Below are 18,976 nucleotides of genomic sequence, written 5' to 3' on the forward strand. Positions count from 1 at the left end.
TGTCCGAGACATAGTCACTCAGTCGGGGTCGCCACGCGGGCCGCATCAGCCGCTTGGCTGGGCCTCCGCACTCCGTAATGAGGGGGTCGAGCCGATGGGGCGCGGCCGAGCGAAGGCCAAGCAGACACGCGTGGCCCGTGAGCTCAAGTACAGCTCACCCAACACCGACCTCACCGCGTTGCAGCGGGAGTTGGCCGGTTCGTCGTCGTCGCCGTACGCCGCGCCCAGCGCGGCGAACGACGACGAGGACGACGAGGACGAGTACGCCGACCGCTGGGCGGACGACGACTCGGACGACGACTGGGCGGCCAGCCGCTGACCCGCGGCTCGACGTCCCGATCCGTCTGACACCACGACACCGCTGCCCTCCGGGACAGCGGTGTCGTGGTGCTACGGGCGCACGCGCAGGCGACCCCGGGCCGGGGTGGCGCGGGTCGCCTCAGCGGTAGGCGCCGGTGAGCTCCGCGGCGGGAGCGTCGCCGGCGGGGCGCTCGCGCACGCTGCCGGCGATCCAGGCGGGCACCCCGCGGGACGTGAGAAACGTCACGGCTTCCTCCGCCCGGTCCGGGGCGACGGCGGCGACCATGCCGACGCCGCAGTTGAAGGCGCGCTCGGACTCCACCCGCGGCACCCCGTGCTCCTCCATGAGGCGCACCGCGGCCGGCAGCGCCCAGGTGCCGCGGTCCAGGACCGCCTGAAGCCCGTCGGGGACCACCCGGGCGGTGTTGCCGGCCAGCCCGCCGCCGGTGATGTGCGCGTAGGCGTGCACGCCTTCGACGCCCAGCCGCTCGACGAGCGCCAGGCAGTCGAGCGCGTAGATGCGGGTGGGCTCCAGCAGCTCGTCACCCAGTGGGCGGTCCAGCCCCGCCGGGGTCCCGGTCAGGTCCAGCCCCGCCGACGCGACCACGCGGCGCACCAGCGAGTAGCCGTTGGAGTGGAAGCCCGACGACGCCATGGCCACGACGACGTCGCCCGCGCGCACCCGCTCGGGGCCGAGGACGGCGTCGGCCTCCACCACACCCACCGCCGTGGCGGCGAGGTCGTACTCGTCGGCGTCCATGAGGTCGCCGTGCTCCGCGGTCTCCCCGCCCACGAGCGCCGCCCCGGCCTGGGTGCAGCCGGCCGCGATGCCGGTGACGATGGCCGCGATCCGCTCGGGGACGACCTTCCCGCAGGCCACGTAGTCCTGGAGGAACAGCGGCTCCGCGCCGCAGGCCACCAGGTCGTCCACGACCATCGCCACCAGGTCGATGCCCACGGTGTCGTGCCGGTCCAGCTGGCGGGCCAGCGCGATCTTGGTCCCGACCCCGTCGGTGGAGGAGGCCAGCAACGGCTTCCGGTACTTCGCCGTGTCGAGGGCGAACAGCCCGGCGAACCCGCCCAGGCCGCCGACGACCTCCGGCCGGTTGGTGCGCTCCACGGCCGCCCGCATCAGCGTGACGGCGCGCTCACCGGCGTCGATGTCGACACCGGAGGCGGCGTAGGTGAACGTCTCGCTCACGGCCGCCTCAGCGCGTCCTCGGCGCCACCGGGCACGATCGCGCTGCCGGCCTGCTGCCCGGTCCAGCCGCTCACGGCGCGCTGGCCGATGCCCTCCAGCACGTGCTTGCCGAGCACCTCGGGCTCGCCGAGGTCGATCGGGTACTCACCGGTGAAGCAGGCCGTGCACAGCCGGTTGACCGGCTGCTCGGTGGCGGCGATCAGGCCCTGCTCGGAGACGTAGCCCAGCGAGTCGGCGTTGATCGAGGCGCGGACGCCGTCGACGTCCAGGCCGTTGGCGATGAGCTCGGCCCGGCTGGCGAAGTCGATCCCGTAGAAGCACGGCCACTTGACCGGGGGGGAGGCGATCCGCACGTGCACCTCCACCGCCCCCGCCTCGCGCAGCATCCGGATCAGCGCCCGCTGGGTGTTGCCGCGCACGATCGAGTCGTCGACGACGACCAGCCTCTTGCCGCGGATGACGTCGCGCAGGGGGTTCAGCTTGAGCCGGATGCCCAGCTGCCGGATGGTCTGGCTGGGCTGGATGAACGTGCGGCCGACGTAGGAGTTCTTGACCAGACCCAGCCCGTAGGGGATGCCCGATGCCTCGGCGTACCCGACCGCGGCCGGGACGCCGGACTCGGGGACCGGGATGACCAGGTCGGCCTCGGCCGGGTGCTCGGCGGCCAGCCGCCGGCCGATCTCGACGCGGGCGGCGTGCACCCCGCGCCCGGAGATCGTGGTGTCGGGGCGGGCGAGGTAGACGTACTCGAAGACGCAGCCCTTGGGGTCGGCGGGGGCGAAGTGCTGGCTGCGCAGGCCGTTCTCGTCGATGGCGATCAGCTCACCGGGCTCGACCTCGCGCACCACCGAGGCCCCGACGATGTCGAGCGCCGCCGTCTCGCTGGCCACGACCCAGCCGCGCTCCAGGCGGCCGAGCACCAGCGGCCGCACGCCCTGCGGGTCGCGTGCGGCGTAGAGGGTGTCCTCGTCCATGAAGGTGAGGCTGAACGCACCGCGCAGCTGCGGCAGCACCTCCATCGCGGCGGCCTCGACCGAGAGGTCGGGGCGGGCCGCGATGAGCGCGGTGACCAGATCGGAGTCGTTGGTGGCCACGAAGGCACCCGGCACCCCGGCGTCGGCGGCTCTGCTGGCCAGCTCCGCGGTGTTCACCAGGTTGCCGTTGTGGCACAGCGCCAGGCCGGTGCCGGCCTCGGTGGTGCGGAACGTGGGCTGGGCGTTCTCCCAGGTGGAGGCCCCCGTGGTGGAGTACCGGGCGTGGCCGACCGCCAGGTGGCCGCGCAGGCTGCCGAGGGTCGGTTCGTCGAAGACCTGGCTCACCAGGCCGAGATCCTTGTAGACGACGACGGAGACGCCGTCGGACACCGCGATGCCCGCCGCCTCCTGACCGCGGTGCTGGAGGGCGTACAGACCGAAATAGGTCAGCTTCGCGACCTCCTCCCCTGGCGCCCAGACACCGAAGACGCCGCAGGCATCCTGAGGTCCGGGGGACTGGGGATCGAGGTCGTGCGTCAGCCGTCCATCACCGCGAGGCACCTCACGAGACTACCGGCGTCAAGCCGCCTGCCCACCCCCGCACCGGTGGTCCGCGTCACCGTGCCGCGTGTCCCTCCGGTTCGGGGGTCGATTCCGGGGCACGGAACTCAAGCCGGGAGCGATGCGTTGACGTCTGACCCGCTCACCGTCCGGCCGCTCCGCGCCGGACGACGTGCTCGCGACGAGCGACAGGAGACATGGGATGGCAAGCAACGGACCCGATCCGCGCGACTTCCTCGACATGGCGCAGCGGATGCTGCGCCAGCTCTTCGACGAGCCGCGCCGCGACGACCAGCCGTGGGCGGACGTGACGCGCGAGGCCGCGCGGCGCCGTCCCGAGCCGAGCCCCGAGGAGCAGCGGGAGAACCTGACGTTCGCCCTCGCGACGCGCGCCGTCGAGGCGCTCGAGGACCTCGCGCTCAACGTCGCGGCGATCCGCCAGCGGCTCGAGCGCGCGGACGCGGAGTCGCACGACCGACCCACGCAGGGCGATCCGCCGGGGCGGTGACCGGGCCGGGCCCGGCCACGGACACCGCCTCAGCGGACGTTCGACAGCTCCGCGGCGATCGTCGTGTCGTCGCCGTGCCCGGTCTTCACGACGGTGTCGCCGTGCAGGCTGAGCAGCTGCGCCCGGATCGAGTTCACGATCGTCGGGTGGTCGGTGAAACTGCGGCCGGTGGCGCCCGGCCCGCCGCAGAACAGCGTGTCGCCGGTGAAGACCGTGCGCAGGTCCGCCGCGTGAAGGCACGTGCTGCCCGGCGAGTGGCCCGGCGTGTGCAGGGCCACGAGCCGGGTGCCGGCGACGTCGAACCGGGTTCCGGCCTGCAGGTCCTCGTCGGGCGCGGTGTCCGGGTGCGTCATGTCCCAGAGCATCCGGTCGGCGCTGTTGAACCAGATCGGGGCGCCGGTGGCCTCGCGCAGGGCGGGCGCGGCGGTGATGTGGTCGTTGTGGCCGTGGGTCAGGACGATCGCGGTGACCCGTCGGCCGCCGATCGTCTCGACGATCGGGGCGGGGTCGTGCGGGGCGTCGATCACCAGCACCTCGTCGTCGTTCCCGACGAGCCACACGTTGTTCTCGACGTCGAAGTCCTGCCCGTCCAGGGAGAAGACGCCCGGGACGACGACCTTGTCGATGCGCGGGCCGCTCACTTGTCGAACACCACCACGGAGCGCAGCACCTCGCCGTGGTGCATCTTCTCGAACGCCTTCTCGACGTCGCCCAGCCCGATCGTCTCGGAAACGAAGGCGTCCAGGTCGAAGCGGCCCTGCAGGTAGAGGTCGACGAGCATCGGGAAGTCGCGGCTGGGCAGGCAGTCGCCGTACCAGGAGGACTTGATCGATCCACCCCGGCCGAAGATCTCGATCGCCGGCAGGGTGACCTCCATGCCCGGCGTCGGGACGCCGACCATGACCACCCGGCCCGCGAGGTCGCGGGCGTAGAAGGCCTGCTCGAACACCTTCGGGTGACCGACGGCGTCGATCGCGACGTCCACACCGAAGCCGCCGGTGAGCGCCTTGATCGCCTCGACGGCGTCGGTCTCCTTCGAGTTCACCGTGTGGGTGGCGCCGAACTGCTTCGCCCACTCGAGCTTCCGGTCCTCGATGTCGACGGCGATGATCGTCGTCGCCCCGGCGAGCTTGGCCCCGGCGATCGCGGCGTCACCGACGCCGCCGCAGCCGAACACGGCCACGGTCTCGCCGCGCTGCACGCCGCCGGTGTTGATCGCGGCGCCGACGCCGGCCATCACGCCGCAACCGAGCAGGCCGGCGGACGTCGGGGGCGCGGCGGGGTCGACCTTCGTGCACTGGCCGGAGTGGACCAGGGTCTTCTCGGCGAAGGCGCCGATGCCCAGGGCCGGGGAGAGCTCGGTGCCGTCGGTGAGGGTCATCTTCTGCGCCGCGTTGTGGGTGTTGAAGCAGTACTGCAGCTCACCCTTGCGGCAGGCGCGGCACTCGCCGCACACCGCCCGCCAGTTGAGGACCACGTAGTCGCCGACGGCGACGTTGGTGACGCCCTCACCGACGGCCGACACCACCCCGGCCGCCTCGTGACCGAGCAGGAACGGGAAGTCGTCGTTGATGCCACCCTCGCGGTAGTGCAGGTCGGTGTGGCAGACCCCGCAGGCCTGCACGTCGACCACGGCCTCCCCCGGCCCCGGGTCCGGCACCACGATCGTCTCGACGCTGACCGGCTGCCCCTTGCCGCGGGCCACGACCCCACGCACCTCGTATGCCATGCGCCGGAGCCTAGGTCGGCAGCACGGCGGCAGCGAGGGGCGCTTCCGTCCTGTGGAGGTCGGATCACGTGCTGGTCACGTCCGCCTGTTCCCCGCGCGGGACAGCGCACGAGGACGTAGCGTGCCACCAGATCGCGACCTATGTCACAGGCCGCGTCCCGGTTGTGCCGCCCGGCCGTACCGGTCCCGTCCCCGGAGGTTCCTCGTGGCAGTTCCCGGCTTCCTGGCGCGCGAGCGGATCATCGCCCGCCCAGGATTCAACCGCTGGCTGATCCCGCCGGCGGCCCTCGCCGTGCACCTGAGCATCGGCCAGGCCTACGCGACCAGTGTCTACAAGGTGGCCCTCGTCGAGCACTTCGACACGGGCCTCACCCAGATCGGGATCATCTTCTCGATCGCCATCGTGATGCTTGGCCTCTCGGCCGCCGTCTTCGGCACCTGGGTGGACAAGAACGGCCCCCGCGCCGCGATGTTCGCCTCGGCCGTCTTCTGGGTCAGCGGCTTCCTCGTCGGCTCGCTCGGCATCTACACCAACCAGCTGTGGCTGCTCTACCTCGGCTACGGGTTCCTCGGCGGCATCGGCCTGGGCATCGGCTACATCTCGCCGGTCTCCACGCTGATCAAGTGGTTCCCCGACCGCCCGGGTCTGGCCACCGGCATGGCGATCATGGGGTTCGGTGGCGGTGCGCTCATCGCCTCGCCGCTGTCCCGCCAGCTGATGAACTGGTACGACCCGAACTACGACCCCGCCGTCGCCGGCACCGTCCCCAGCGGCAACGCCGTCGCGGGCCTGTTCCTGACCCTCGGGCTCATCTACCTGGTCTTCATGATGTTCGGCGCCTTCATCATCCGGGTGCCCGCCGCCAACTGGCGCCCCCACGGGTTCGACCCGGCCACGGTGAAGTCCAAGTCGCTGGTGACCACCGAGAACGTCTCCGCGAACAACGCCATCAAGACGCCGCAGTTCTGGCTGCTCTGGACGGTGCTGTTCTGCAACGTGACCGCGGGCATCGGCATCCTCGAGCAGGCCGCGCCGATGATCCAGGACTTCTTCCGCACCGGTGAGACCTCCGCGGTCCTCGCCGCGGCGGCCGCCGGCTTCGTCGGCCTGCTGTCGCTGTTCAACATGGCCGGCCGGTTCGTGTGGTCCTCGACCTCGGACTACATCGGTCGCAAGCCGATCTACATGGTCTACCTGGGCGTCGGCCTGATCCTGTACGTCCTGCTGGCCACCATCGGCAGCACGGCCACGTGGATCTTCGTCGTCCTCGCCGCGGTCATCATCTCCTTCTACGGAGGTGGCTTCGCGACCGTCCCGGCCTACCTGCGCGACCTCTTCGGCACCTACCAGGTCGGCGCCATCCACGGCCGGCTGCTGACCGCGTGGGCGGCCGCGGGCGTCGTCGGTCCGCTGATCATCAACGGCGTCCTCGACGCCCGCGGTACGCCGGGTCAGCTGGTGGCCGCCGACTACCGGCCGGCGCTGTTCATCATGGTCGGCCTCCTGGCCGTCGGCTTCGTCGCCAACCTGCTGATCAAGCCGGTCGCCGAGAAGTGGTGGGAGCCCAAGCCCACCGACGTCCCCACCGCCGCATCCACGACCGGAGACCGGAGCCTGACCCGATGAGCACTCCCGCGTCCACGCAGGGCGAGCAGCCGACCACGCACACCCCCGTCGGGCTGATCGCGTTCGCCTGGGCCCTGGTCGGCGTCCCGCTGGCCTACGGGCTCTACAACACCGTGGTGGCGGCCAGCGCGCTCTTCGGCTGACGCATCCGCGCACCCGCGACGGCGGGGATCCCTCCGGGGGTCCCCGCCGTCGTCGTCTTCCGGGGCGTCATGTGCGCATGACGCCGCGGCGGTCAGCGGAGGGGGCGCAGCGGCAGGTGGGCGGAGAGGTCGGCGCGGTTGCCGCTGGCGGAGACCCTGCCCCCGGCCAGCGCCTCGTCCCAGGTGACCGACCCGGTGGCCAGCCCCAGCCACGTCGCGGCATCGGTCTCGACGACGTTCGGCGGGGTGCCTCGGGTGTGCCGGGGCCCCTCGATGCACTGGACGGCGACGTGCGGGGGCACCCGCAGCTCCACCGCGCGGCCCGGTACCTGCTGGGCCAGCCAGCGCGCCGTCGTCTTCACCGCGGCGCCGACGACCGCGCGGGGCGGCTGCTCGGCCTCCCCCTCGAGCCAGGGGCGCACCGGCTCGAGCACCGCACGGAGCTCCTCGGCCGGGATGGGGCCGACCGCCGGCATCAGGAGGTGGGGACGGTGCCCGCCGGAACGGTGCCGACCGCGTCCTCCGGGCGGCCGAACAGCGCCGGGAGCGTGGCGCTCCACGCCGCCCGGAGCTCGTCCAGCGGCAGGTCCAGGAGCCCGTCGGCGACCAGCGCGCCACCGCCCGTCGTCCCCAGCTCCGTGACCGGCACACCGGCCCACTGCGCCGTCGTCTTCACGCCGCCGGGGTCCGACGTCGTGATGACCGCGCGGGCGGTGGACTCGCTGAACAGCGCGGTGAACGGGTCCTCACCCAGCTCCAGCCGGGCGCCGACGCCGTAGCGGAGCGCCGACTCGGCCAGCGCCTGCGCGAGCCCGCCGTCGGCGAGGTCGTGGGCGGAGCTGATCAGGCCCTCCCGGCCGAGAGCGCCCATGAGGTCACCCAGCGCGCGCTCGGCGGCCAGGTCGACCCGCGGCGGGGTCCCGCCGAGGTGACCGTGGACGACGCTCGCCCAGGCGGAGCCGCCGAACTCCGCCGCCGTCGTGCCGAGGAGCAGCACCGTCTCCCCCGCCGTCCGCCAGCCGGTGGACACCCGGGTGCGGACGTCGTCGTGCACGCCCAGAACCCCGATCACCGGCGTCGGGTTGATCGCGACGTCGCTGGTCTGGTTGTAGAGGCTCACGTTGCCGCCGGTGACCGGCAGGCCCAGTTCCCGGCAGGCGTCGGCCAGGCCGCGGACGGCCTCGGCGAACTGCCACATCACCTCGGGCTCCTCGGGGGAGCCGAAGTTGAGGCAGTTGGTGACGGCCAGCGGCTTCGCGCCGGACACGGCGACGTTGCGGTAGGCCTCCGCCAGGTTCAGCTGCGCACCGGCGTACGGGTCGAGCCGCGCGTACCGGGCGTTGCCGTCCAGGGAGAGCGCGATGCCGCGGTGGCTCTCCTCGTCGATGCGGATCACGCCCGCGTCGTCGGGCTGGGCGAGCACGGTGTTGCCGCGGACGTAGCGGTCGTACTGCTCGGTGACCCAGGTCTTGTCCGCGCCGTCCGGGCTGCTGACGACGGCCAGCCAGTGGGCCTGGAGCTCCGCACCGGTGGCCGGGCGGGCCAGCGCCCCGGCGTCGTCGGCCCGCAGCGCGTCGAGGTCGGCGGGGCGGGCCATCGGCCGCTCGTAGACCGGCCCCTCGTGGGCGACGGTGCGCGGCGGGACGTCGATGATCCGCTCGCCGTGCCAGTCGACGGTGAGCCGGTCCCCGTCGGTGACCTCACCGATGACGGTGGCCAGCACGTCCCACTTGCGGCAGACGGCGAGGAAGGCGTCGACCTTGTCCGGCTCGACGATCGCGCACATGCGCTCCTGCGACTCGCTCATCAGGATCTCGGCCGGGGTGAGCGTGCTGTCGCGCAGCGGGACTGTGTCGAGGTCGACGTGCATGCCGCCGGTGCCGGCGCTGGCCAGCTCGGAGGTGGCGCAGGAGAGCCCGGCGCCGCCGAGGTCCTGGATGCCGGTGACGAGGTCCGCGGCGAAGATCTCCAGGCACGCCTCGATGAGCAGCTTCTCGGTGAACGGGTCGCCCACCTGCACGCTCGGCCGCTTGGCCGGGCCCTCGGCGTCGAAGGTCTCGGACGCCAGGACCGAGACCCCGCCGATGCCGTCACCGCCGGTGCGCGCGCCGAACAGGATGACCTTGTTGCCGACGCCCTCGGCCTTGGCCAGCCGCACGTCCTCGTGCTTCATCACGCCCACGCACAGGGCGTTGACCAGCGGGTTGCCCGCGTAGCAGTCGTCGAAGAGGAGCTCGCCGCCGATGTTGGGCAGGCCCAGGCAGTTGCCGTAGCCGCCGACGCCCGCCACCACGCCGGGCAGCACGCGGGCGGTGTCGGGGGCGTCGGCCCGGCCGAAGCGCAGCGAGTCCATGACCGCGATCGGGCGGGCGCCCATGGTGAGGATGTCGCGGACGATGCCGCCGACGCCGGTGGCCGCGCCCTGGTAGGGCTCGACGTAGCTCGGGTGGTTGTGCGACTCGACCTTGAAGGTCACGGCGTAGCCGTCGCCGACGTCGACCACACCGGCGTTCTCGCCGATGCCGACCAGCAGGGCGTCGCTGGGCGGGAGGTCGCCGAACCGGCGCAGGTGGACCTTGGAGCTCTTGTACGAGCAGTGCTCGCTCCACATGACCGAGTACATGGCCAGCTCGGCGGTGGTGGGCCGGCGGCCCAGGATGCCCTTGATCCGCGCGTACTCGTCGGCCTTGAGCCCGAGCTCGGCGTAGGGCTGCGCGTCGTCGGGCGTGCCCGCCGCCAGATCGACGGTGTCGAGCCGGTTCGCGAGCCGGCCCGGGCCGGTGTCGAGGTCGGAGAGCCCCGCCGTTGCCGACTCACTCATGCGCTGACGACCGCCTTCAGGATGCTGGTGAAGAACCCGAGCCCGTCGGTGCCCGGCCCGGTCAGGTCCTCGACGGCGTGCTCCGGGTGCGGCATGAGACCCACGACCCGGCCGTTCTCGCTGGTGACGCCGGCGATGTCACGGCTGGACCCGTTGGGGTTGCCGCCCACGTAGCGGAACACCACCCGGTCCTCGGCCTCGAGGCGGTCGAGGTCGGCGTCGGACGCGACGTACCGGCCCTCGCCGTTCTTCACCGGGATGACGATGTGCTGGCCGGTCGTGTAGTCCTGCGTCCAGGCGGTGTCGGCGCGCTCGACGCTCAGCACCTGGTCGCGGTTGCGGAAGTGCAGGTGGCTGTTGCGGGTGAGCGCGCCCGGCAGCAGGCCCGCCTCGCACAGCACCTGGAAGCCGTTGCAGATGCCGAGCACCGGGAGGCCGCGGTTCGCCGCGGCCACGACGTCCTGCATCAGCGGGGAGCGCGCGGCGATGGCACCCGCACGCAGGTAGTCGCCGTAGGAGAAGCCGCCCGGCAGGACGACGGCGTCGACGTCCTTCAGGTCGTGGTCGGCGTGCCAGAGGGCGACCGGGTCCCCACCGGCGAGCCGCACCGCGCGCGCGGCGTCGACGTCGTCCAGGGAGCCCGGGAAGGTGATGACACCGATGCGCACGGTCGCTCTCTCAGTCGGTGGGGAGGTGCAGTTCGACGTCCTCGATGACCGGGTTGGCCAGCAGCGTCTCGGCGATCTGCTTCAGCTCCGCCTCGTCGGGGGTGCCGTCGACCTCGAGCACGAAGTGCTTGCCCTGGCGGACGCTCCGGACGGAGTCGTGGCCGAGCCGGCCGAGGGCGCCGAGGACCGCCTGCCCCTGGGGGTCGGAGATCTCTGGCTTCAGGACGACGTCGACGACCACCCGGGACACACCGACGAGGGTACCTGGGCGCGTTTTGTCCCTCGAGGACGGCGCGGTGTGCACACTGAGCCGCCCAGTTCCACAACCCCCGTTGAGCTGGGCGTTTCCGGTGCCTGCCGAGGAGATGAGTGTGCGTTCGCTGAAGGTGGCCGTGGCCGCCGCGCTGGTGGTCCTCTCCGCCAGCCCCGCCTCGGCCGAGCCGGTGAACCAGTCGCCGGTCGCCGTCGACGACGCGGTCACCTACCGGAACTACGGGGGCGTCGACTACCCGGTCGCCGTGCTGGCGAACGACAGCGACGCGGACGGAGACCCACTCACCGTCACCGCCGTGACGCCGGCCGCCAAGGGCAACGCCTACCTGCGCGACGGCACCGTCTTCTACAAGCCGTACTTCGGGGAGTCCGGCTCCGACTCGTTCACCTACACCGTCTCCGACGGCCAGGGCAACACCGCCACCGCCACCGTGAGGGCCACGCTCTGGCTCGACCCGGCGATGCCTGGCAGCCCCTTCACGATCACCATCCCGGCCCCCGGCTCCGCGACGCTGACCTGGTCCGCGGCCACGCGCGCTGACCAGTACCGGATCTACCGGGACGACCGGCTCGTGCACACGACGTCCGAGCTCACCTGGACCGACTCGGGGTTGCTCGACGAGTCCTACTACAGCTACCGGGTCGCGGGCGTCAACGGCGGCGGCTGGGAAGGTCCCAGCCAGCGTCTGTACCGGGAGCGCCAGCGGCTGACGCCGACGGCCCTGGCGGTGACCCCCATCGACGACCCGACGGCGGTGTCGCTGACCTGGGAAGCCGGCGGCCAGTGGGGGCCCTGGCTCGTGTTCCGGGACGGCGTGCACGTGGCCACGACCAGGGAGGCGAGGTTCGAGGAGTCCGGTCTGGTGACCGGGCGCGAGTACAGCTACCAGGTGCAGCTGGTCGATGCGCCGTCGCCCAACGGCTACGACTACGACGTCAGCCCCGACAGCCCCCTGTCCGAGCCCGTACGCGCCACTCCTGCGCCACTCACCCCCATCGCGCGGTTCTTCATGGAGCGCGGCGCGGCACGCAGCGATCTGGGGTCGGTGACGGTGCCGGAGCGCGCCGTTCCGGGCGGGCGCCAGCAGGACCACGTCAACGGGATCGTCGTCCAGAAGGACGGCGGTGACCCGTACGCGGTCCTCCACTACTTCGCCACCGCCTACGCGGCGGTCGGCGGCGTCTCCGGCGACCTGGGCTTCCCGCTCATGGAGCTCGAGTGCGGGTTGCGGGACGGCGGCTGCGGACAGCTCTTCGAGGGCGGCAGCATCTGGAGCTGGTGGCACTTGACCCATGCGGTCCTGCAGGTCATCGAGGACGGCTGGGCCGCGGCGGGCTGGGAGGAGGGCCCGCTGGGCTACCCGGTCGGCGATCAGGTGGTCCTTCCCGGGGGCCTCTCGCAGCCCTTCCAGGACGGCGGCGTGTACTGGAGCGCGGTCACCGGATCCCATGGGGTGGCCGCCGAGACCCACGACACCTACGCCGCGTGGGGTGGTCCGACGGGTCGCCTGGGCTTCCCCACCACCGGGGACAACTGCGGCCTGCGCGGTGACGGCTGCTGGCAGGCCTTCCAGGGCGGCACCATCCACTGGTCCCCTGCCACCGGAGCGCACGTCACCGACGGCATGATCCGCGACGCCTGGGCCCGCACCGGCTGGGAGAACGGCCGGCTGGGCTACCCCACCACCGACGCCGTCTGCGGCCTGCGCGGCGGCGGCTGCTGGCAGGGCTTCCAGGGCGGCACCATCCACTGGTCCCCTGCCACGGGCGCGCGCGTGACCGACGGCGCGATGCGCGACGCCTGGGCCCGTGCGGGGTGGAAGAACGGCCGGCTCGGCTACCCCACCACCGACGCCAACTGCGGTCTCCGCGGCGGCGGCTGCTGGCAGGGCTTCCAGGGCGGCACCATCCACTGGTCCCCCGCCACCGGCGCCCACGCCACCGACGGCGCCATGCGCGACGCCTGGGCCCGCACCGGTTGGGAGAACGGCCGCCTGGGCTACCCGACCACCGACGCCGTCTGCGGTCTGCGCGGCGGCGGCTGCTGGCAGGGCTTCCAGGGCGGCACCATCCACTGGTCCCCCGCCACCGGAGCACACGCCACCGACGGCGCCATGCGCGGCGCCTGGGCCCGCGCCGGTTGGGAGAACGGGCGCCTGGGCTACCCGACCACCGATGCCGTCTGCGGGCTGCGCGGCGGCGGCTGCTGGCAGGACTTCCAGGGCGGCACCATCCACTGGTCGCCCACCACCGGAGCACACGCCACCGACGGCGCCATGCGCGGCGCCTGGGCCCGCGCCGGCTGGGAGAACGGGCGCCTGGGCTACCCCACCACCGACGCCACCTGCGGGCTGCGCGGCGGCGGCTGCTGGCAGGGCTTCCAGGGCGGCACCATCCACTGGTCCCCGGCCAGCGGCGCGCACGCGACCAGCGGCGCGATCCGCGACGCCTGGGCCCGCGAGGGCTGGGAGAACGGCCGCCTGGGCTATCCCGTCGGCATGGAGGGGATGGGTCTCTCCTCTGGAGGAATCCGGCAGCGGTTCCAGGGTGGGGAGATCACGGTCGACCAGCGCACCGGCCGGGTCACCGTCCGCTGACTGGTTCCACGACGTCGGGCGCGTGGGCCGTCAGGCGAAGCGGCGGCCGGTGAGCTGCTCGTAGGCGGTCACGTAGCGCTCGCGGGTGGCGGCGACGACGTCGTCCGGCAGCTCCGGCGGCTCGGAGACGCGATCCCAGCCGGACGACGTCAGCCAGTCGCGGACGAACTGCTTGTCGTACGACGGCTGGACCGCCCCGGGCGACCAGGTGTCCGCCGGCCAGAAGCGGGACGAGTCGGGGGTGAGCACCTCGTCGCCCAGGACCAGGGACTCCCCCGCCAGCCCGAACTCGAACTTGGTGTCGGCCAGCACGATGCCGGCGTCCCGGGCGATCTCCGCACCGCGCCGGTACAGCGCCAGCGTCAGCTCGCGCAGTTCCGCCGCCCGCTCGGCACCCACGGCGGAGACGACGGCGGCGAAGTCGATCGCCTCGTCGTGCTCCCCCACCTCGGCCTTGGTCGACGGCGTGAACACCGGCACGGGCAGCTGCGAGCCCTCGACCAGCCCGGCGGGCAGCGGGACGTCGCGGATCGACCCGGTCCGCTCGTACTCCTTGGTCCCCGAGCCGGACAGGTAACCGCGCGCGACGCACTCCACCGGCAGCATCTCCAGCCGGCGGACCAGCATCCCGCGGCCGGCCACGGAGGCGGGGACGTCCGACGCCGACACCAGGTGGTGCGTCGCCCCGAAGGAGTCCAGCACCGGCGTCAGCTGGTCGAACCACCACACCGACAGCTGGGTGAGCACTCGCCCCTTGTCCGGGATCGGCGTGGGCAGCACCCAGTCGTAGGCCGAGATGCGGTCCGAGGCGACCAGCAGCAGCCGGTCGGGGGCGGCCGGGGAGGAGGCGTCGTAGATCTCCCGCACCTTGCCGCGGGCGATCAGCGGGAGATCGAGGCTCATGAGAGCGCGGCCAGGCGGTCGAACAGCGGACCGAGGTTGGCCACGTACCGCTCCGGCCGGCAGATCTCGTCCAGCCGGGCCTCGTCCAGCGTCACGCCGGAGGCGGCCGCACGCTCGCGCAGCGTCGACCGGAACGGCGTCCCGGTCTTCCAGGTCTCCATCGCCGCGGACTGGACGAGGGCGTAGGCGTCCTCGCGGGACTGCCCGCTCTCCACCAGCTCCAGCAGCACCGACGAGGTGTAGATCAGCCCGCCCGTGGACTCCAGGTTCGCCCGCATGCGCTCGGCGTCGACGACCAGGTTCTCCACCAGGCCCGCCGTCAGGTCGAGCAGGTAGTCGGTGGTGATCGCGGCGTCGGGCAGGAACACCCGCTCGGTCGACGAGTGCGAGATGTCGCGCTCGTGCCACAGCGGGATGCCCTCCATCACCGGCACGATCGCCGCCCGGACGACGCGTGCCAGGCCGGCGATCCGCTCGGAGCGGATGGGGTTCTTCTTGTGCGGCATCGCGCTCGAGCCCTTCTGGCCCGACCCGAACGCCTCCGACAGCTCCCGCACCTCGGTGCGCTGGCCGTGCCGGACCTCCAGCGCGATCGCCTCGCAGACGGTCGCGATGATCGCCAGCGCCGAGACCCACTCGCTGATCGAGTCGCGCAGCACCACCTGGGTCGAGGCCTCGGCCGGCCGCAGCCCCAGGGCCTCGGCGACCGACACCTCCACCGACGGGTCGATCAGCGAGTACGTGCCGACGGCGCCGGAGATGGCGACGACGCCGACGCGCTCGCGGGCGGCCCGCAGCCGGTCCCGGGAGCGGGCCGCGGCGAAGGCGAGGTCGGCGACCCGGTGGCCCCACACGTCCGGCTCGGCGTGCACGCCGTGCGTGCGGCCGACCTTGATCGTGTCCCTGTGCGCCAGCCCGTGGTCGCGCAGCGCGGCCACGAGCCGGTCGGCCTTGGCCAGCAGGACGTCGGTGGCGTCGGTGAGCTGGACGGCCAGCGCGGTGTCCAGCAGGTCCGACGACGTCATCCCGTGGTGCACGTACGCCGCGGCCGACCGGGGCTCGGTGTTGTCGGCCCACGCGGTGAGGAAGGCGATGACGTCGTGCTGCGTCGTCTCCTCGATCTCGGCCACCCGCTCCGGGGTGGGCGGCGGCGCGTTGCGCACCGGCTCCACGACGTCGGCGGGCACCCGGCCGGCGTTCGCGTGCGCCTCGAGCACGAGGGTCTCCACCCGGCACCACAGTTCGTACTTGTGCTGGTCGCTCCAGACCCGGCCCATCTCGGGGAGCGTGTAGCGCTCGATCATCCGGGTACCGCCTGCCACTGCTCAGCTCGTCGCACCACGGGCACATCCTCCCGCAGGGCCGACGGCGCCCACCCCGTGGGGCTGCGATGATCATCGCGGCCCCCACTGCCCCGCCGGAGGTGCACGATGCTGCGCCGCGCCAACGTCCTCGCCGCACGGGCGCGGGAGCGCATCCGCGCCGCCCGCGAGCACGACCCGCACGCCTGGCCGGAGGCGTACGACGACGTCGTCCTCCCCGAGGTGGACGGCGCGCCCACGACCGCGCCCGGCGGCCACGGGGCCACCGCCGCGGCGGACGGCGACGGCGCGCGGCCCCCGCTGGGCAGCCCCGAGCCGGGCGCGCCCGATCTGGACGGGCCGCTCGGGCCCAGCGGGGTCAGCGGCCCACCGGAGGGCGGGCGCCCGCCACGGCCCGGTGAACGCACCCGTACCCTGCTCGCGCCGCAGCGGCGCGGACGCATCGAGGACGGCGTGCCGACGGCGCTGCGCACGGCGGCCGCGTGGTCGTGGCGGCTGCTGGTGGTGCTGGCCGGCCTGTACGCACTCCTCTACGCGATGGCGCACGTGGCGGTCGTCGTGGTGCCGGTCATCGTCGCGCTGCTGCTCGCGGCGCTGCTGCAGCCGGGCGCCGCCTCGCTGGTGCGGCACGGCTGGCCGCGCCCCCTGGCCGCCTTCACGATGCTCGTCGTCGGCCTCGGCGTCGTCGCGGGGATCATCACGCTGGTGGTGAACCGGGTGCTCGCGGGGTTCACCGACCTCGCCAGCCAGGTGAGCGAGGGGCTGGAACGGGTCGAGAGCTTCGTCGTCCGCAGCTTCCCGATCACGGCGAACCAGCTCGAGGACGCGGTCGGCCAGGCCCAGGAGTTCCTGGTCAGCAACGAGCAGGAGCTCGCCACCGGGGCCATCAGCACCGCCACGACGGTCGGCGAGGTCTTTACCGGCATCGTCCTGGCGCTGTTCACCCTCTTCTTCTTCCTGAAGGACGGCCGGTCGATCTGGCTGTGGCTGGTCGGCCTCTTCCCGCGCGAGTCGCGGGCCTACGTCGACGAGGCGGCCCGCCGCTCGTGGCGGACGCTCATCTCCTACGTGCGCGCCACCGTGGCCGTCGCCCTCGTCGACGCGATCGGCATCGGCATCGGCCTGGCGGTTCTCGGCGTGCCGCTGGTCATCCCGCTGGCCGCGCTGGTGTTCCTCGGCGCGTTCATCCCGATCATCGGCTCGTTCCTGGCCGGCTCGGTCGCGGTGCTCGTCGCGCTGGTCGCCGCCGGCCCGATCAAGGCGCTGATCGCCCTGGCGATCGTCGTCGCGGTCATGCAGCTGGAGGGGCACGTCCTCCAGCCGCTGCTGCTCGGGCGCGCGGTGCACGTGCACCCGCTGGCGGTCGTGCTCGCCATCGCCGCGGGGCTGCTGGTCGGCGGCATCTTCGGGGCGCTGATCGCCGTTCCGACGGTGGCCTGCGCCAACGTCGCCGGCACCTACCTCAGCCGCCGCCACGAGGGGCCGCGGCCGCCCGAGCCCAGGCCGGAACGCGCCCGGCCGGTGGTCGGCACCGGCTGATGACTGCGCGGGAGCCTCAGCCGTCCAGGGGTGCGTAGGCCTCCGGGTGGCGGTCGAGGTGGGCCCGGAACGCTCGGTCGATCGTCTCGTCCCCCTCGGGCAGCGCCTCGTCGTAGCGCCGGTCCGCCTCGGCCTCGAGCCCCTCTGCGGCCTCGAGGTCACCCTCGGGGAGGTCGGCCGTCGCCCGGGCGACGTCCTCGACGGCCTGCGCGGCCGCGTCCAGGCCGAGCAGGCGGAAGCCGGCCACCGCCCGGGCCCGCTGGTCGGGCTCCAGCCCCTCGACGGCGGAGAGCAGGCCGCCGTTCATGGCCATGCCGTGGCAGAGCAGCACCGCCGCCAGCGCGGCGTCACCGGGGTGCCCGACGGGGACGGAGGGATCGCAGGCGCGGGTCCAGATCTCGTCGGCGTCCTCGGCGCGGGGGGTGGTCACGGGGTGATCCGGCCCTCGACGGCGGCCAGCGCGATGTCGGTGCGCCAGTGCGCGTCGGCCAGGCGCACCCCGGCGACCCGCTCGTAGGCGGCCTGCCGGGCAGCGGCGAGGTCGCTCCCGGTCGCGGTCACCGCGAGCACCCGCCCCCCGGCGGACAGCACGGTGCCGTCGGCGGCGAGCACCGTGCCGGCGTGCAGCACGCCGTCGGCGTCCGCCCCGGTCACCGGGTCACCGGTGCGCGGTGCCTCCGGGTAGCCCGCGGCCGCGACGACGACGGTGACGGCGGCGCCGTCGCGCCAGCGCAGCGGCGGGTGGTCGGCGAGCGTGCCCGTGGCGGCGGCGTGCAGCAGCCCGCCCAGGGGCGTCTCCAGGAGCGGCAGCACGACCTGGGTCTCGGGGTCGCCGAAGCGGGCGTTGAACTCGACCACCCGCACGCCGCGGGAGGTGAGCGCCAGGCCGGCGTAGAGCAGCCCGGCGAACGGCTCCCCGCGGCGGGCCATCTCGTCGACGGTCGGCTGCAGCACGGTGGCCAGCACGTCCTCGACCAGGCCGGGAGGCGCCCACGGGAGAGGCGCGTAGGCGCCCATGCCGCCGGTGTTCGGGCCGGCGTCGCCGTCGTCGCGCCGCTTCGCGTCCTGGGCGGGCACGAGGGGCAGCACCGTCGCGCCGTCGGTGACGGCGAACAGCGACACCTCCGGCCCGTCCAGGTACTCCTCGATCAGCACCGACCCGCCGGCGTCGAGCACCCGGCGGCCGTGATCCGCCGCCGCCGCACGGTCGGACGTCACGACGACGCCCTTGCCGGCGGCCAGGCCGTCGTCCTTGACCACGTAGGGCGCGCCCCCCGTGAGGGCGGCCACCTCGTCGAGGGCGGTCTCCAGCTCGGCCGGGCCGCCCACGGCCCAGGACCGCGCAGTCGGGACGCCGGCGGCGGTCATGACGTGCTTGGCGAAGGACTTGCTGCCCTCCAACCGGGCGGCCTGCGCCGACGGGCCGAAGCACGCGATGCCGGCCTCGCGGACGGCGTCGGCAGCGCCGGCGACCAACGGGACCTCCGGGCCGACGACGACGAGGTCGGCCCGCCACTCGCGGGCGGCGGAGGCGACGGCCACCGGGTCGGCCGCGTCCACCGGGAGGGCGTCGGCCAGCGTGCGCGTCCCGGCGTTGCCGGGGGCGCAGGCGAGCGCGCTCACCGCTGGGTCGGACTGCAGAGCCACGCACAGGGCGTGCTCCCGGGCACCGGAGCCGATCACCAGCACGCGCACGAGCGGCGACCCTACCGACTGCGTGCTGCGGGTCGGCGGGGGAGGCGTGGGCGGCGGCCTCCGGGCAGGTGCCGGAACTCCTGCGGGTGCCCGGCACACACCGGCTTCATCCCAC

General features: G+C 73.5%; 18 protein-coding genes. 6 read left to right on the forward strand and 12 right to left on the reverse strand.

Features of this window, described 5'->3' with window-relative positions; translation table 11 throughout:
* Positions 1 to 94: 94 nt before the first annotated feature.
* On the forward strand, positions 95 to 319 hold the full coding sequence (locus tag ABDB74_RS19065) for a DUF3073 domain-containing protein (RefSeq protein WP_346620356.1): 225 nt from the start codon (positions 95 to 97) through the stop codon (positions 317 to 319).
* Positions 320 to 439: 120 nt separating this feature from the next.
* On the opposite strand, the gene purM is transcribed toward ABDB74_RS19065, so the two are convergent.
* Positions 440 to 1,501 carry a phosphoribosylformylglycinamidine cyclo-ligase gene (gene purM / locus ABDB74_RS19070; protein WP_346620357.1) on the reverse strand — a complete coding sequence of 354 codons (1,062 nt, stop codon included), beginning with the start codon at positions 1,499 to 1,501 and terminating at the stop codon, positions 440 to 442.
* Positions 1,498 to 3,036 carry an amidophosphoribosyltransferase gene (gene purF, locus ABDB74_RS19075; RefSeq protein ID WP_346620359.1) on the reverse strand — a complete coding sequence of 513 codons (1,539 nt, stop codon included), beginning with the start codon at positions 3,034 to 3,036 and terminating at the stop codon, positions 1,498 to 1,500. The genes purM and purF overlap by 4 nt, the downstream gene beginning before the upstream one ends.
* 202 nt (positions 3,037 to 3,238) lie before the next feature.
* Here purF and ABDB74_RS19080 point away from each other — a divergent pair, with 202 nt between their 5' ends.
* Positions 3,239 to 3,544: a hypothetical protein gene (locus tag ABDB74_RS19080; protein WP_346620361.1), complete on the forward strand. Its 306-nt coding sequence runs from the start codon at positions 3,239 to 3,241 to the stop codon at positions 3,542 to 3,544.
* Positions 3,545 to 3,573: 29 nt separating this feature from the next.
* On the opposite strand, the gene ABDB74_RS19085 is transcribed toward ABDB74_RS19080, so the two are convergent.
* Positions 3,574 to 4,185, reverse strand: coding sequence for an MBL fold metallo-hydrolase (locus tag ABDB74_RS19085; protein ID WP_346620363.1), 612 nt, complete (start codon positions 4,183 to 4,185; stop codon positions 3,574 to 3,576).
* Positions 4,182 to 5,273: an S-(hydroxymethyl)mycothiol dehydrogenase gene (locus ABDB74_RS19090; RefSeq protein ID WP_346620365.1), complete on the reverse strand. Its 1,092-nt coding sequence runs from the start codon at positions 5,271 to 5,273 to the stop codon at positions 4,182 to 4,184. The genes ABDB74_RS19085 and ABDB74_RS19090 overlap by 4 nt, the downstream gene beginning before the upstream one ends.
* 205 nt (positions 5,274 to 5,478) lie before the next feature.
* Here ABDB74_RS19090 and ABDB74_RS19095 point away from each other — a divergent pair, with 205 nt between their 5' ends.
* On the forward strand, positions 5,479 to 6,900 hold the full coding sequence (locus tag ABDB74_RS19095) for an OFA family MFS transporter (protein ID WP_346620366.1): 1,422 nt from the start codon (positions 5,479 to 5,481) through the stop codon (positions 6,898 to 6,900).
* Positions 6,897 to 7,043, forward strand: a complete 147-nt coding sequence (locus tag ABDB74_RS19100; RefSeq protein ID WP_346620368.1) for a hypothetical protein — start codon at positions 6,897 to 6,899, stop codon at positions 7,041 to 7,043. The genes ABDB74_RS19095 and ABDB74_RS19100 overlap by 4 nt, the downstream gene beginning before the upstream one ends.
* Positions 7,044 to 7,135: 92 nt before the next feature.
* Here ABDB74_RS19100 and ABDB74_RS19105 read toward each other — a convergent pair whose 3' ends face one another.
* From ABDB74_RS19105 to purS, 4 genes are read right to left on the reverse strand one after another with little or no spacing between them, the layout of a single operon-like run.
* On the reverse strand, positions 7,136 to 7,519 hold the full coding sequence (locus ABDB74_RS19105; RefSeq protein WP_346620370.1) for a sterol carrier family protein: 384 nt from the start codon (positions 7,517 to 7,519) through the stop codon (positions 7,136 to 7,138).
* Complete coding sequence (gene purL, locus ABDB74_RS19110) at positions 7,519 to 9,864, reverse strand: phosphoribosylformylglycinamidine synthase subunit PurL (protein ID WP_346620371.1); 2,346 nt, start codon at positions 9,862 to 9,864, stop codon at positions 7,519 to 7,521. The genes ABDB74_RS19105 and purL overlap by 1 nt, the downstream gene beginning before the upstream one ends.
* A complete protein-coding gene (gene purQ / locus ABDB74_RS19115) occupies positions 9,861 to 10,532 on the reverse strand; it encodes a phosphoribosylformylglycinamidine synthase subunit PurQ (protein WP_346620373.1) in 672 nt (223 codons plus the stop codon). Before purQ ends, purL begins: the two co-directional genes overlap by 4 nt.
* Positions 10,533 to 10,542: 10 nt before the next feature.
* A complete protein-coding gene (purS, locus tag ABDB74_RS19120) occupies positions 10,543 to 10,782 on the reverse strand; it encodes a phosphoribosylformylglycinamidine synthase subunit PurS (protein ID WP_041776830.1) in 240 nt (79 codons plus the stop codon).
* A gap of 121 nt (positions 10,783 to 10,903) precedes the next feature.
* Here purS and ABDB74_RS19125 point away from each other — a divergent pair, with 121 nt between their 5' ends.
* Positions 10,904 to 13,402: an Ig-like domain-containing protein gene (locus tag ABDB74_RS19125; protein ID WP_346620375.1), complete on the forward strand. Its 2,499-nt coding sequence runs from the start codon at positions 10,904 to 10,906 to the stop codon at positions 13,400 to 13,402.
* A gap of 30 nt (positions 13,403 to 13,432) precedes the next feature.
* Here the strand turns inward: ABDB74_RS19125 and ABDB74_RS19130 are convergent, their stop codons facing one another.
* On the reverse strand, positions 13,433 to 14,305 hold the full coding sequence (locus ABDB74_RS19130) for a phosphoribosylaminoimidazolesuccinocarboxamide synthase (RefSeq protein WP_346620376.1): 873 nt from the start codon (positions 14,303 to 14,305) through the stop codon (positions 13,433 to 13,435).
* Positions 14,302 to 15,627, reverse strand: a complete 1,326-nt coding sequence (gene purB / locus ABDB74_RS19135) for an adenylosuccinate lyase (RefSeq protein ID WP_346620378.1) — start codon at positions 15,625 to 15,627, stop codon at positions 14,302 to 14,304. Before purB ends, ABDB74_RS19130 begins: the two co-directional genes overlap by 4 nt.
* A gap of 108 nt (positions 15,628 to 15,735) precedes the next feature.
* Here purB and ABDB74_RS19140 point away from each other — a divergent pair, with 108 nt between their 5' ends.
* A complete protein-coding gene (locus tag ABDB74_RS19140) occupies positions 15,736 to 17,166 on the forward strand; it encodes an AI-2E family transporter (protein ID WP_346620380.1) in 1,431 nt (476 codons plus the stop codon).
* A 16-nt stretch (positions 17,167 to 17,182) separates the two neighbouring features.
* Here ABDB74_RS19140 and ABDB74_RS19145 read toward each other — a convergent pair whose 3' ends face one another.
* Positions 17,183 to 17,596, reverse strand: coding sequence for a hypothetical protein (locus ABDB74_RS19145; RefSeq protein ID WP_346620382.1), 414 nt, complete (start codon positions 17,594 to 17,596; stop codon positions 17,183 to 17,185).
* Positions 17,593 to 18,861: a phosphoribosylamine--glycine ligase gene (gene purD, locus ABDB74_RS19150; protein WP_346620383.1), complete on the reverse strand. Its 1,269-nt coding sequence runs from the start codon at positions 18,859 to 18,861 to the stop codon at positions 17,593 to 17,595. Before purD ends, ABDB74_RS19145 begins: the two co-directional genes overlap by 4 nt.
* Positions 18,862 to 18,976: the final 115 nt, after the last annotated feature.

This window comes from Blastococcus sp. HT6-4, from assembly GCF_039679125.1.
Taxonomy (GTDB): domain Bacteria; phylum Actinomycetota; class Actinomycetes; order Mycobacteriales; family Geodermatophilaceae; genus Blastococcus; species Blastococcus montanus.

Coding starts and splice junctions, on each gene's coding strand:
- ABDB74_RS19065 (WP_346620356.1), top strand. CDS start 95: ATGGGGCGCGGCCGAGCGAAGGCCAAGCAGACACGCGTGGCCCGTGAG.
- ABDB74_RS19080 (WP_346620361.1), top strand. CDS start 3,239: ATGGCAAGCAACGGACCCGATCCGCGCGACTTCCTCGACATGGCGCAG.
- ABDB74_RS19090 (WP_346620365.1), bottom strand. CDS start 5,273: ATGGCATACGAGGTGCGTGGGGTCGTGGCCCGCGGCAAGGGGCAGCCG.
- ABDB74_RS19100 (WP_346620368.1), top strand. CDS start 6,897: ATGAGCACTCCCGCGTCCACGCAGGGCGAGCAGCCGACCACGCACACC.
- ABDB74_RS19105 (WP_346620370.1), bottom strand. CDS start 7,519: ATGCCGGCGGTCGGCCCCATCCCGGCCGAGGAGCTCCGTGCGGTGCTC.
- purL (WP_346620371.1), bottom strand. CDS start 9,864: ATGAGTGAGTCGGCAACGGCGGGGCTCTCCGACCTCGACACCGGCCCG.
- ABDB74_RS19130 (WP_346620376.1), bottom strand. CDS start 14,305: ATGAGCCTCGATCTCCCGCTGATCGCCCGCGGCAAGGTGCGGGAGATC.
- ABDB74_RS19140 (WP_346620380.1), top strand. CDS start 15,736: ATGCTGCGCCGCGCCAACGTCCTCGCCGCACGGGCGCGGGAGCGCATC.